Origin of the sequence: Sediminicola sp. 1XM1-17, from assembly GCF_037203765.1 — a bacterium.
GTDB lineage: Bacteria > Bacteroidota > Bacteroidia > Flavobacteriales > Flavobacteriaceae > Sediminicola.
Genome location: NZ_JBBCAS010000006.1, coordinates 106,467 through 119,826 on the forward strand (window position 1 = coordinate 106,467; position 13,360 = coordinate 119,826).

Consider the following 13,360-nt stretch of genomic DNA (forward strand, 5'->3'; position numbering starts at 1 on the left):
TCTAACCAACAAATATGTGTATTTGACAACAAAAACACCATAGTTGACAATTTTTATACGGTAACTTCCGTTAAATGGCTTATGTTTATGTAGATAATAACTTACAAATAGTTTTAGTTTTAGTGACAGCATGTAAATTTTAAAAGTGTATTACGCTAATTCCCCCTAATAGCAACCTAATATGACATTTAAATTTTCGAAGAAAGAATTAATATTTCCTTTATCGGTTTTCATCGTTTTGATGGTTTTTGCACTCTTTTTATGGGGCAAGACCTTAAAGACGCAAGAGGATCTTCTCAAAAATGAAATCCAAACTTCTGGTCATCTCAGGTCCCAGGAATTTTATAATTCCGTAACGCATAACATAAAGGCGTTGGAAAATCTGAAACAACGCATTGAGATGACCAATGGGGACTATTTTGCCTATTGGGAAGAAGATGCCCAGCTTATTTTGGACCAAAATCCATCCTTTAAATTTGTGGAGTGGATTGATAGTTCCATGGTCATTAGAAAGATAACTCCCTTAAAAGGAAACGAGGCCGTTGTAGGATTGGATATTTCCAAGCTGTATAGGGCTGCAGAATGGAAGGAACACAGCCATAACAGTAAAACCAATATAACTTCTTGGGTGAGTTTAACCCAAGGGGGCCATGCTTTTCTGGTAGACATACCCGTGTATTTTGAAGGAAAGCTCCAAGGGACCATAACCGCAGGAATGGATTTCACCAACCCCTTCAATCAATTGGCTGCCGATCTTGACGCCTATGCCGTTGAGATCAAAGATGAAAAAGGTACTACCTTCTATAACTATAACGGGCCAAAAACTTCCGATTTCGACGAGGATTACAAGTATACGACCACCTTTTTGGTAGATACCTTGGATCAGCAGCAATGGAGCTTCTCCCTTATGCCCAAACATGTGGATATGTTGGCAGAACGAAAGGAGACCATGTTTATCGCTTTTGTCTTTGGATTGTTGCTCTCCGTGCTTACAAGCTCCCTGATCTACTTTTATAGGGCTTCTAGGACGGAAAACAAGCGCTATAAAGAATCCATACTTAAACTTAGGGAATTAAATAGAGATCTAAAGTCAGAGCAGTTAAAAGCTCAAAAGGCCAATAGGGCCAAAACCGAGTTCGTTTCCAATATGAGTCATGAGATCAGGACACCGCTGAATGCCATTCTTGGTTTTATTGAGGTGCTGAAGGCGTCCAATATCAAGAGCTCTTTGAAAGAATACCTTGACTTGATGGATATCTCTTCTAAGAAACTACTTCTTTTGGTGGATGATATTTTGGAAATCGACAAGATCGAATCCGGAAAAAGCACATTTAAAAAAGAACCTTTCTCCCCAGCCAAGGAAATCAGGAATATTATTAGTATTTACAGACCAAGTATCGAGCAAAAAGGACTATGCCTGGAGTTGGATGCCCCTGAAGACAGCAATATCTGTGGGATAGGGGATATGGGGAAATTTGGTCAGATCATTACAAATTTAATCCGAAACGCCCTCAAGTTCACGGATGTGGGAGGAATCCATATAAGTTATCGCGAAAAGGTCCTAGCAAGCAATTTAGAGGTGCATCTTGAGATCAGGGATACGGGAATTGGGATTCCGAAAAATAAGATCAAAACTATTTTTGACAGGTTTACCCAAGTAGATTCTGGGATCTCCAAAAAACATGAAGGCAGTGGTCTTGGACTTTATATAACGCATAATTTGGTGAAGATGATGGGAGGCCAGATCGAAGTGCAAAGTTCCAGAAATAATGGAACTGGATTTTTAGTAAGTCTGAAATTTCCTTTGGTGGAGTGTAAAGAGGAAAAGCAAAAGGTAATTGCTATCGGGACCGAGAATAAAGTAGATCTTGATGGAGCCTCTGTGTTGATCGTGGATGACAATAAAATTAATGTGATCGTCCTTAAAAAGGCGCTGGAAACCTTGGGAATCAAGGCCCAGTGGGTTTCCGATGGGGAGCAGGCCGTTGCAGAGATACAGAAAAAGGAGTACGACCTTGTCTTTATGGATATTCATATGCCGGTTATGGACGGTTTGGAGGCGACGAAGATCATCAGGAAGAACAATAAAGACCTTGCGATTATTGGCTTTTCTGCCGATGTGACGCGTGAGACCATAGAAACGGCCCTCGAAGTAGGAATGAACGATTACTTTACCAAGCCAATAGCCATGGATAAACTACGTCAGCATTTGTCGCACTACCTGATGAATGCCAAAGTTTCCTAATATTTACTGAAAGGCTTGCATCCCGGTGATGTCTGCCCCGGTAATGAGCAGGTGGATATCATGGGTGCCCTCGTAGGTAATGACACTCTCCAGGTTCATCATATGACGCATGATGCTATACTCACCTGTAATGCCCATTCCGCCCAAAATCTGTCTTGCCTCACGCGCAATTTTTATGGCCATTTCAACATTGTTGCGCTTGGCCATGGATATCTGGGCCGTAGTAGCTTTCCCCTGATTTTTTAACTGTCCCAGTCTAAAGGCCATCAATTGGGCTTTGGTGATCTCTGTAATCATTTCCGCCAATTTTTTTTGCTGTAGCTGAGTGGCGCCAATTGGTTTCCCAAATTGGATACGCTCTTTGGCATATCTCAAAGCGGTGTCATAACAGTCCATAGCGGCACCAATGGCTCCCCATGCTATTCCATACCGAGCGGAGTCCAAGCATCCAAGAGGGGCTCCCAAGCCGTTTTTGCCTGGCAATAGATTTTCTTTGGGAACTTTGACGTTGTCAAAAATAAGCTCCCCCGTTGCGGAGGCCCTTAAAGACCATTTGTTGTGGGTTTCTGGAGTGGAGAATCCTTCCATGCCACGTTCCACAATCAGTCCGTGGATCCTACCCTCTTCATTTTTGGCCCATACCACTGCGATATCGGCAAAGGGAGAATTGGAGATCCAAAGCTTGGCACCATTTAATAGAAAATGGTCTCCCATATCTTTAAATTTGGTTTCCATGCCTCCGGGGTTGGAGCCATGGTTGGGTTCTGTAAGTCCAAAACAGCCCATGAATTCCCCCGTAGCCAACTTGGGTAGGAATTTTTTTCGCTGCTCCTCGGTCCCATAGGTGTATATGGGATACATTACCAAGGATGATTGTACGGAAGCAGTAGATCTAACCCCGCTATCTCCCCGTTCAATTTCTTGCATGATAAGACCGTAGCTTATTTGGTCCAGGCCGGCACCTCCATATTCATGGGGGATATAAGGCCCAAAAGCACCTATTTCAGCTAGACCGCCAATAATCTGTTTTGGGAATTCTGCCTTTTGGGCGTACTCTTCAATGATAGGGGATACATCCCGCTTTACCCATTGACGAGCCGCATCACGTACCAGTTTATGTTCTTCGGATAACAAATCATCTAGATTGTAATAATCTGGAGCTTCAAATAAATCTGGCTTCATATAGGCATTGTTTGTCTCAAAGATAAATAAAGGAATATAACATTACAAGGTTCCAATGTTACATTTTAAGATAGAAGTCTTTGGTGAGCTCAATATATTCTGGCGTGTATTGGTGTCGTTGTTCCTCAATGGTCAGTTCACCTATAGCCATAACGTTTTCAGAAAAACTAAATTCCAATAAACTGCGCTTTGTTTCAGAGGTTGGGTTGCCTTTGACCCGGGTTATCCTTTTGGGGAAAAGATTAAATTCCGATGCCAATTTTATGAAAGATTCTTCCTCTTTGAAGGGAATGATAGTGCAAAAAATACCTTCGTCTTCCAATAATTGGCTCACCCCATCCAATAAATCCTCAAAAGGTAGGGCGCTGTTTTGGCGTGCCATATCGCGGGCATTGCTTCCACTGGATACTTCTTCGCTATAGAAAGGGGGGTTGGAGATGATGAGGTCGTACTTTTCCTCCATTTCATCCACAAACTCATCCAGACCTGCATGGTAACAATAGAGTCGGTCTGCCCATGGGGAGCTCTCAAAATTCTCTACGCACTGCTCATAGGCATCACCATCAATTTCTATGGCATCTATCATTTCGGCATCACAGCGCTGGGCAACCATTAATGCGATAAGACCCGTGCCGGCACCGATATCCAAGATAGCGAAAGGTCCTTTGTCAATATTGCACCATGCCCCAAGCAAAACACCATCCGTTCCGATCTTCATGGCACATTGGTCCTGCTCAATGGAGAATTGCTTAAATTGAAAGGGTTTGCTCATATGGCTCTAGTTTTTTTGCTGCCCAATAATAGTTGTAGGCAGTAAAAAAGAATATTTCTAAGGTTTAAAAAGGATATGTGTTTATTGAATTGCGATCAGCAAAGATATACAACGATATCCTTTGACACGGTACGGATTGTTGAAGTTTTGGTTCCCCATCAACCTTTGTCACACAAAAATGTAGCTAATGCTTCTGTTTTGAGGCCGCGCATTCCCATTATTTGCCGTAATAATAGTTCTCTTTGATGGAGTCCATTGGAACTTTTCCTTCCGCAATAGCGTTGATCTTGGCCCAAAGCGGTGCAGATATCAATGCCTGTAGGGGTTGGTTTATGGCTGGTATCTTGTGGAACACTCCTAGAAGCTTATTGTCCCAGGTTTTGTGGTACCTCAAGAGATCGTCGGGATATACAATCTTTCTTTCGGTCCCTTCGTCCGCCGCCTCAAAAGGTTCCGGAATATTCAGATAACCGTAATCATCCGTTAATTGCTCCCCAACATGGATATCCCTGATCGCAACTTCAAAATCGTAGGCGGTGGTGAGGCAGTTGGAATTGAAACTGTGGTTTACATAACGCGCGTTGTCCCAACATAGGATATACTTGCCCTGGTTGTCCCTAAAGGTATAGGTGTCCAAAATAGACTGGTATAAGGGATCCATAGCGGTCAATTGCTCTTGGGTAAATGCCCGGTCCAATTTGTCCAAAACCCAAGTAATGGTTCCGGCGGGTATAAATTCGGTGGCTACAACACCGTATCCAATTTCATTGTTAATGAACCTGAGTTCTGTCTTGGGGTGAATCATTATAAGTAAGAATTTAACCCATTAAAGGTAACATAAAAGTAGTATGAATTCTCAAATATATTGTAAGGTTCACCAGAGTTATGGTAAAAAATTGTATTTGAAAGGAGTTGATTTTAACCTAAATAAAGATCAACCAGGCCTTCTGGGGTAGTAACATGAATGGTTTTTGAATCCCGGTCCACGTGGGTTATGATCTCGTCGTTGATGGGTATCAGTAGTTCCTTGTTCCCTTTTTGTACGATGAACAAGGCTTGGGAAGTGGAATCGTTCACACTCTGAATGATGCCTATATCTCCATGGACGTCATCTTCCAGGCGGAAGCCAATGATGTCATGGTAATAAAATTTGTTTCCGGTAAGTTTGGGAAGAAACTTTAGGGGAAGGTAAAGTTCTGAACCCATAATATTGTCTGCGGCCGACTCGTTCTGAACCTCTTCAAAACGGATACGGAGCAAACTGGATTTGTGCAGTACACACTTATCAATAAAAAATGGAACCAGATTGTTTCCTAAAGAAACGAATACTGATTCCATATTTTCGTAAATCTCGGGTTCATCCGCATCGATTTTCACCAATACTTCACCCTTGTAGCTATATTTTGAAACGATTTTACCGAGGTAGAAACATTCTTCCTTTGTCATCGTTCTATGCTTAGCTTATTTTTCTTCTGTAGCAGCTTCATCAGAAGCAGGAGCAGCAGTTTCTTCTGCAGCTGGTTCTTCTGTTACTTCTTCTGTAGATTCCTCTACTTCAGGAGCAAGAGCGGCAGCAGCTTCGGCAGCACGCTTTTCGCTAACAGCTTTTTCAGCTTCCAATGCTTTTGCTTTGGCTTCTTCTTTAGCTTTGTCCAATCCACCAACTTTGTTGGATACGATAGCAGCTTTTTGTTCCAACCAAGCGTTGAATTTTTCTTCTGCCTGTTCTTCGGTCAAAGCACCTTTACGAACTCCACCAGCTAAATGATTCTTAAGAAGCGCTCCTTTGTAAGAAAGGATTCTGCCAGCTGTTTCAGTTGGCTGCGCACCGTTCTGTAACCAGGTTACAGCGCTGTCCACATTAAGTTCAATTGTTGCAGGGTTGGTGTTAGGATTGTAGATTCCTAATTTTTCCAAATACTTACCATCTCTTTTAGCGCGAGAATCTGCAGCTACTACCCAATAGAATGGTTTTCCTTTTTTACCGTGTCTTTGTAATCTAATTTTTACTGGCATATCACATTAATTTGTAGGGTGCCCGACCCTTGATTATTAATTCTTTTGTTCGCTAGGTCTGTCCTAAGCGGGTGCAAATATAATATTTCTTTTTATGTGGTTATCAAGAAATTGAACTAAAATCAAGTTTTGAGAAAAAATTCATTAACAATTCTTAAGAAAACCTGTTAAACTTGGGCTAAACCTCTTCTTGAACTTGGAATATCACTTCGTTCTGTTATCTTGAATAAAGCGCCAATGAAAGTCATTGGCGAAGAAATTAACCTAAAAATGAAGAGAGATAGTATGAAGTATTCAGAAAAAATTTCAAACCGATTGAACAACTTATTGGAAAAGACCTATGATGCCGAAAAAGGATTTAAACTGGCCCAAGATAAGATTGATAATGCAACAGCCAAAAAATTCCTGAACGATAGAGCCGAACAAAGGGCACAGTTTGGGCATGAATTGAAGCAGGATATATTGCAATATGGAGAATTGCCCGAGCATAATGGAAGTATCAAAGGTGATCTTCACAGAGCGTGGATGGATTTGAAGTCGGCCGTAGCGTCAAATGAAGAGGAAAGACTGATGGAGGAAGTGGAGCGAGGAGAAAGAGCTAGCTTGGAAGAGTACAATGAAATCATCAATGATAAGGACATGGTCTTGCCGCCTTCCACCGAAAGCATGTTGAAACGTCATCGGGATGCCATAGAATCATCGTTGACCGTGGCCAATATCCACGAGCGGATGGCATAGAAAAAGAAGATTTTTCCAGTGCATATTCAAGCCAGAAGTTTTTTCTGGCTTTTTTTCATTTTAAAGCGTTGATAACTCCTGATAAATCCTCTTTTCAGCTACGTTGGTTTTCCGTAATTTTACACCTTCAATTCCCATGAGATAAACCCGCACTATGTACCTTATTTTTGATACGGAAACCACCGGATTGCCAAAGCGATGGAACGCCCCGATTACCGATACGGATAACTGGCCGCGTTGTATACAAATTGCTTGGCAGTTACATGACGAAATGGGGAACCTCATAGAACATCAAGATTATCTGGTTCGCCCGGATGGCTTCAATATCCCTTATGATGCGGAACAGATTCACGGGATATCTACGGAATTGGCCCAAGAAAAGGGAATCTCTCTGGCAGAAGTATTGGAAAAATTCAATATCGCCATGTCCAAAACAAAGTTCATTGTTGGGCAGAATGTAGGTTTTGATGTGAATATTATGGGGGCCGAATTCTATAGGATGCAGGTGGATAATCCTTTGCAGGAATTGCCTGTTTTGGATACCTGTACCGAACACACGGCCCAATTGTGCCAGATCCCTGGGGGAAGGGGAGGTAAATTTAAGCTGCCCACCCTTACGGAACTCCACCAATATCTCTTTGGAGAATCTTTTGGAGAGGCCCACAATGCTACTGCGGATGTGGAAGCAACGACCCGTTGCTTTTTGGAGCTGTTGCGCAGGCAGGAATACACGGTAGAACAACTGGATGTACCTGCAGATTATTTTAAAAACTTCTCGGAAGCCAATCCCAAGGAAATTCAGTTGATAGGCCTTAAGCATATCAACCTTAAAAAAGCTTCCAAAAAAATTGCGGATCAACTAGGTCTCAATGACACCGTTGAAATTTCCAAAGAGGAAATAAAAGAAAACATTGCCGTCCTTTCCGATACGGATTTTGTCCATCTCCACAACCATTCACAATTTTCGGTATTGCAGTCCACCATCTCCATCGCGGACTTGGTACAGTCCGCTGCCAAACACAATATGCCGGCAGTGGCAATTACAGACCATGCCAATATGATGGGCGCCTTTCATTTCGTAAAGGAGGTGAAGGCGCAAAATGCCAAAGCCAAGGCCAAGAATGCGGAAGCCCTGGAAAAAGGAGAGCCCGCTCTGGAAAAGGAAATAAAGCCTATTATAGGATGCGAGTTTTATGTCTGTGAGGACCATACCAATAAAAACGTAAAGGATTACGGGTATCAGATCGTTCTTTTGGCAAAAAACAAAAACGGGTATCACAATCTGGCCAAAATGTCGTCCATTGCCTATACGGAAGGATTTTATTATGTGCCCCGTATCGATAAAAAGGTCATAGAACAGTACAAGGAGGATGTTATTGTGCTTACGGGAAACCTCTATGGAGAAGTGCCATCCAAGGTGCTGAATGTTGGGGAGAACCAGGCAGAAGAGGCCTTGATTTGGTGGAAGGAACAATTTGGGGATGATCTGTACATGGAAATCATGAGACATGGACAGGAAGATGAGGATAGGGTGAACCAAGTATTGGTGGAACTGGCCAAAAAGCATCAGGTGAAAATGGTGGCCACCAATAATACCTATTATTGTTCCAAAGAGGATGCAGACGCCCATGATGTGCTGCTCTGTGTTAAAGATGGAGAAAAACAGGCCACGCCCATTGGTCGTGGAAGGGGCTATAGGTACGGACTCCCTAACCAAGAATACTACTTTAAGTCGTCCGATGAGATGAAGGAGATCTTCAAGGATCTACCGGAAACCATTTTGAACATACAGGAGGTTGTCAATAAAATAGAACCCTATGAACTGGCAAGGGATGTACTGTTGCCCAAGTTCAGCATCCCTGATGAATTTAAGGTGGCCGAAGATAATGTGGATGGCGGAAATAGAGGAGAGAACGCCTATTTGCGTCATATTACCTATGAAGGGGCAAAAAAGAGATATCCGGAGATAACGGATGTTATAAGGGAGCGGATCGACTTCGAATTACAGACCATTGAGAATTCCGGGTACCCCGGATATTTCCTGATTACGGAAGATTTTATCCGTGAAGCACGTAACATGGATGTTTCGGTAGGACCTGGCCGTGGATCTGCCGCGGGTTCGGTAGTGGCCTATTGTTTGACCATTACCAATATAGACCCCTTAAAGTACGATCTACTTTTTGAGCGTTTCTTGAATCCGGACAGGGTGTCCATGCCCGATATCGATATTGATTTTGATGATGAGGGCCGAGGGCGGGTCATGGACTATGTAATCAATAAATATGGTGCCAATCAGGTGGCCCAGATCATTACCTATGGTACCATGGCGGCAAAGTCCTCTATCCGTGATACGGCCAGGGTGCTGGACCTGCCCCTGATGGATGCCGATAGGATTGCCAAACTGATCCCAACCATGTCCAAACTGGGCAAGATTTTTGGTGTGAGTGAGGCCGATCTAAAGAAAAAGTTTAGGGCAGAAGAGCTGGAAAAGGTCAATGAGCTGTTGAATATTGCCGAAGGGGACGATCTGGAGGGTCAGACCCTAAAAATGGCTCGTATTCTTGAGGGCTCGGTCCGAAATACCGGTATCCATGCCTGTGGGGTAATTATAACCCCCGATGATATTACCAAGTTTGTTCCCGTGGCCACGGCCAAGGATTCGGATCTTTATGTAACCCAATTTGACAACTCCGTAGTGGAAAGCGCAGGACTGTTGAAGATGGATTTCTTGGGACTGAAGACCTTGACCCTTATCAAGGATACCGTAAAAATTGTAAAGGCCAAGCATGGGATCACTTTGGTGCCCGATGATTTTCCTTTGGATGATGAAAAGACCTATGAACTTTTCCAACGTGGAGATACGGTAGGGGTTTTCCAATATGAATCTGTGGGGATGCAGAAACATATGAAGGACCTAAAGCCAACGGTTTTTGATGACCTCATAGCCATGAACGCCCTGTACAGACCAGGGCCCATGGAATATATCCCGAGCTTTATCGCCCGTAAGCACGGGCGTGAGGAGATCACCTATGATCTGCCGGATATGGAAGAGTACCTAAAGGAAACGTATGGTATTACCGTGTACCAAGAGCAGGTGATGCTTTTGTCTCAAAAACTGGCCGGGTTTTCTAAGGGTGATGCGGATGTACTCCGAAAGGCCATGGGTAAAAAGATCTTTGCCCTGCTGGAAAAATTGAAACCACAGTTTTTGGACGGAGGGGAGCAGAAAGGGCACCCTAGAGACGTACTTGAGAAAATTTGGAAGGATTGGGAGGCCTTTGCATCCTATGCCTTTAACAAGAGTCATTCTACCTGTTATGCCTATATAGCCTATCAAACCGCTTATTTAAAGGCACATTATCCGGCCGAATATATGGCGGCGGTCCTGTCCAACAATATGAACGACATTAAGCAGGTGACCTTTTTTATGGAGGAGTGTAAACGTATGGGCTTGGAAGTGTTGGGTCCGGATGTAAACGAATCCTATTATAAGTTTGCCGTAAACGACCAAAATGCTGTGCGTTTTGGTATGGGGGCCATCAAAGGTGTTGGGCGTGGTGCCGTTGAAACCATAGTGGAGAATAGAAAGGAAGGAGGCCGTTTTAAATCGGTCTTCGACCTCACCAAACGTATAGATCTAAGGGCGGCCAATAAAAAAGCCTTTGAAAACCTCACCTTGGCTGGCGGATTCGATTCCTTTGGAGATACGCATCGCGCACAGTATTTTCATGATGATGGGGATGGGATCACCTTTTTGGAAAAGGTCATGAAATATGGCGCTAAATTCCAAGAGAGTGAAAACTCATCACAAGTAAGTCTTTTTGGTGAGGCCAGTGAAGTGCAGATACCCGAGCCCGTAGTGCCACCTTGTGAGGAATGGGGCACCATGGAAAAACTGAGACGAGAAAAAGAGGTGGTAGGGATCTATATTTCGGGTCACCCCTTGGATGATTTCAAAACGGAAATGAATGCCTTTTGCAATGCTACCATTTCCAATGTGCACCAGATGGAAGCCTTTGTGGGTCGGGAGCTGGCATTGGCAGGGGTTATTTCCGATGTGCAGCATAGGGTTTCCAAAAATGGTAAAGGGTGGGCATCCTTTGTTTTGGAGGACTATACCGATTCTTACGAGTTTCGAATTTTTGGTGAGGAATATCTCAAATACAGACACTTTTTAATGATCAATTCCTTTGCTTATTTTAAGTTGTTTGTCAAGGAAGGGTGGACCAATAGGGAAACCGGTAAGAAAGGTGAACCCCGTTTGCAGTACAATACGGTCATGATGCTTCAGGACGTCATGGAGACCTACGCCCGTAAGCTGACCATCAAACTTAACATAGATCAGCTTAAGGAACAGGAGATTTATGATTTGAAGGATACCTTGGTAGCCCATGAAGGGAGCCATCCTTTGAGTTTTGTGGTCTATGAAATGGAGGAGGAGATCAAAGTAAATTTATCCTGTAGAAAACAGAAAGTACAGATCTCTACCGAACTTTTATTGGAACTGGAAAAGAAGGAAGTGCATTACAAGCTTAATTAATGGCGAATGGGTCAATTTTTTGTATAAAGTTTGCCTATCTTACAATAGGTAAAACGAATATAGCGTTAGTAAGGAAAACGTGAATTAATTGACTAAATTTGCATAATTCTAAAATAAAATAAACATGGCATTAGAAATAACAGATGCTACTTTTGATGAGGTAGTTTTAAAAAGTGATAAACCGGTTGTTGTAGATTTTTGGGCAGCATGGTGTGGACCTTGTAGAATGGTAGGTCCAATTATCGATGAAGTAAGTACTGAATATGAAGGTAAGGCTGTAGTTGGTAAGGTTGATGTTGACGCCAATCAAGAGTTTGCTGCAAAATATGGGGTGCGTAACATCCCAACTGTTTTGGTTTTCAAGAATGGCGAAATTGTTAACAGACAAGTAGGAGTATCTCCTAAGAAAGTATATACCGATGCTATCGAAGCAGCATTGTAAGATTATATGATAGGATTAGAAAAGGCTTGGCGATCGCCAAGCCTTTTTTATTTGATATCATTTCTTGACAACTTAATTTTTCGGCCCACAGGATGTTTGTTATCTTAGGGTATCAATTGCGCTATGAATCTTCAATCAGAATTAAACAATGCTTCGTTGTTCCAGAATTTGGAACTGTTGGCCAACCAGGTAGTGGAAGGTTTTATCAGTGGTATCCATAAAAGTCCGTTCCACGGCTTTTCTGCCGAATTTGCCGAACACAAAATATATAACAAAGGGGAAAGTACCAGACATATAGATTGGAAGCTTTTTGCCAAAACAGATAAGCTCTATACCAAAAGATATGAGGAGGAGACCAATCTGAGATGCCATATGATCTTGGACAACTCAGCCTCCATGTACTATCCTCAGGTCAGCAATTTGAGCATAGACAATCTGAACAAGATCGGTTTTGGTGTATTGGCCATTGCTGCCCTGATGAATATCTTAAAAAGACAGCGGGATGCTGTGGGATTAAGTGTCTATTCGGATACCTATCAATATTATGCCCCTGAAAAAGGTAGTGAGCGTCATCACCAGATGCTTTTGGCCAAACTCAACGAGATCAGTTTGGATACCGAGCCTTCCAAAAAAACGGATACCTATACGTACTTGCACCAGATAGCGGAAAAGATAAAACGCAGAAGTCTTATCTTTTTGTTTACCGATATGTTCCAGAATACTACCGATGATGATCAGTTGTTTGATGCGCTACGCCATTTAAAGTACAATAAGCATGAGGTGGTCCTATTTCATTTGATGGACAGGGACAAGGAATTCCATTTCAATTTTGAGAATACTCCCAAGCGTTTTGTGGATGTGGAAACAGGGGAACATATTGATCTGTATGCGGAAGGTGTCAAAGAATCCTATGAAAAGGAGGTAGGGGCTTATTTTGAAATGTTAAAATTGCGTTGTGCCCAGTATAAAATTAAATATGTGGAAGTGGACGTACATACTGATTTCTCGAGAGTTATGAATACCTATTTGGTGGAGCGCCAAAAATTTCTATAAAGATGTGTATTTTTTAGGCGAAATTATTTGTGCAATTAAATAAGGGGTGTATATTTGCACTCGCTAAACGCCACGGTTCGGTAGTTCAGTTGGTTAGAATACCTGCCTGTCACGCAGGGGGTCGCGGGTTCGAGTCCCGTCCGGACCGCTTAAAGCCTTCAACGCAAGTTGGGGGCTTTTTTCGTTGTTTCAATTTTTAGTTTGTATCCTTGAATTGTTAGTGGCGGGTTCCCCCGAGACTTCGGGGCCGTCCGGACCGCTTAAAGCCTTCAACGCAAGTTGGGGGCTTTTTTCGTTGTTTCAATTCTCAATATGCATCCTTAATTATTAGTGGCGGGTTCCCCCGAGACTTCGGGGCCGTCCGGACGGCTG

10 protein-coding genes and 1 tRNA gene are annotated in these 13,360 nt (G+C 42.8%); 6 read left to right on the forward strand and 5 right to left on the reverse strand.

Annotated elements, in window-relative coordinates; genetic code table 11:
• Positions 1-181 precede the first annotated feature (181 nt).
• Complete coding sequence (locus WAA86_RS10435; RefSeq protein ID WP_337300946.1) at positions 182-2,245, forward strand: response regulator; 2,064 nt, start codon at positions 182-184, stop codon at positions 2,243-2,245.
• A 3-nt stretch (positions 2,246-2,248) separates the two neighbouring features.
• Here the strand turns inward: WAA86_RS10435 and WAA86_RS10440 are convergent, their stop codons facing one another.
• From WAA86_RS10440 to WAA86_RS10460, 5 genes are all read right to left on the reverse strand, one after another.
• Positions 2,249-3,427 carry an acyl-CoA dehydrogenase family protein gene (locus tag WAA86_RS10440; protein ID WP_337300947.1) on the reverse strand — a complete coding sequence of 393 codons (1,179 nt, stop codon included), beginning with the start codon at positions 3,425-3,427 and terminating at the stop codon, positions 2,249-2,251.
• 58 nt (positions 3,428-3,485) lie between these two features.
• Positions 3,486-4,199 carry a tRNA1(Val) (adenine(37)-N6)-methyltransferase gene (locus WAA86_RS10445; RefSeq protein ID WP_337300948.1) on the reverse strand — a complete coding sequence of 238 codons (714 nt, stop codon included), beginning with the start codon at positions 4,197-4,199 and terminating at the stop codon, positions 3,486-3,488.
• A gap of 217 nt (positions 4,200-4,416) precedes the next feature.
• On the reverse strand, positions 4,417-5,004 hold the full coding sequence (locus WAA86_RS10450) for an SET domain-containing protein (RefSeq protein WP_337300949.1): 588 nt from the start codon (positions 5,002-5,004) through the stop codon (positions 4,417-4,419).
• Between the two features lie 113 nt (positions 5,005-5,117).
• Positions 5,118-5,645, reverse strand: coding sequence for a ribosome maturation factor RimM (gene rimM / locus WAA86_RS10455; protein ID WP_337300950.1), 528 nt, complete (start codon positions 5,643-5,645; stop codon positions 5,118-5,120).
• 15 nt (positions 5,646-5,660) lie between these two features.
• A complete protein-coding gene (locus WAA86_RS10460; protein WP_337300951.1) occupies positions 5,661-6,215 on the reverse strand; it encodes a 30S ribosomal protein S16 in 555 nt (184 codons plus the stop codon).
• A gap of 270 nt (positions 6,216-6,485) precedes the next feature.
• Between WAA86_RS10460 and WAA86_RS10465 the strand changes: the two genes are divergently transcribed.
• The 5 genes from WAA86_RS10465 (at position 6,486) to WAA86_RS10485 (ending at position 13,136) form a co-directional block, all read left to right on the forward strand.
• Complete coding sequence (locus tag WAA86_RS10465) at positions 6,486-6,953, forward strand: ferritin-like domain-containing protein (protein WP_337300952.1); 468 nt, start codon at positions 6,486-6,488, stop codon at positions 6,951-6,953.
• A 154-nt stretch (positions 6,954-7,107) separates the two neighbouring features.
• Entirely contained in the window at positions 7,108-11,493 is a 4,386-nt protein-coding gene (gene dnaE / locus WAA86_RS10470; RefSeq protein WP_337300953.1) for a DNA polymerase III subunit alpha, read from the forward strand.
• A 124-nt stretch (positions 11,494-11,617) separates the two neighbouring features.
• On the forward strand, positions 11,618-11,935 hold the full coding sequence (gene trxA / locus WAA86_RS10475; protein WP_337300954.1) for a thioredoxin: 318 nt from the start codon (positions 11,618-11,620) through the stop codon (positions 11,933-11,935).
• 123 nt (positions 11,936-12,058) lie between these two features.
• Entirely contained in the window at positions 12,059-12,988 is a 930-nt protein-coding gene (locus tag WAA86_RS10480) for a DUF58 domain-containing protein (protein WP_337300955.1), read from the forward strand.
• Positions 12,989-13,062: 74 nt separating this feature from the next.
• Positions 13,063-13,136: transfer RNA gene (locus WAA86_RS10485), tRNA-Asp, on the forward strand.
• Positions 13,137-13,360 lie beyond the last annotated feature (224 nt).

Excerpts from the sequence above, each read along its gene's own strand:
- WAA86_RS10435 (WP_337300946.1), top strand. The coding sequence starts at position 182 with ATGACATTTAAATTTTCGAAGAAAGAATTAATATTTCCTTTATCGGTT.
- WAA86_RS10440 (WP_337300947.1), bottom strand. The coding sequence starts at position 3,427 with ATGAAGCCAGATTTATTTGAAGCTCCAGATTATTACAATCTAGATGAT.
- WAA86_RS10445 (WP_337300948.1), bottom strand. The coding sequence starts at position 4,199 with ATGAGCAAACCCTTTCAATTTAAGCAATTCTCCATTGAGCAGGACCAA.
- WAA86_RS10450 (WP_337300949.1), bottom strand. The coding sequence starts at position 5,004 with ATGATTCACCCCAAGACAGAACTCAGGTTCATTAACAATGAAATTGGA.
- rimM (WP_337300950.1), bottom strand. The coding sequence starts at position 5,645 with ATGACAAAGGAAGAATGTTTCTACCTCGGTAAAATCGTTTCAAAATAT.
- WAA86_RS10460 (WP_337300951.1), bottom strand. The coding sequence starts at position 6,215 with ATGCCAGTAAAAATTAGATTACAAAGACACGGTAAAAAAGGAAAACCA.
- WAA86_RS10465 (WP_337300952.1), top strand. The coding sequence starts at position 6,486 with ATGAAGAGAGATAGTATGAAGTATTCAGAAAAAATTTCAAACCGATTG.
- dnaE (WP_337300953.1), top strand. The coding sequence starts at position 7,108 with ATGTACCTTATTTTTGATACGGAAACCACCGGATTGCCAAAGCGATGG.
- trxA (WP_337300954.1), top strand. The coding sequence starts at position 11,618 with ATGGCATTAGAAATAACAGATGCTACTTTTGATGAGGTAGTTTTAAAA.
- WAA86_RS10480 (WP_337300955.1), top strand. The coding sequence starts at position 12,059 with ATGAATCTTCAATCAGAATTAAACAATGCTTCGTTGTTCCAGAATTTG.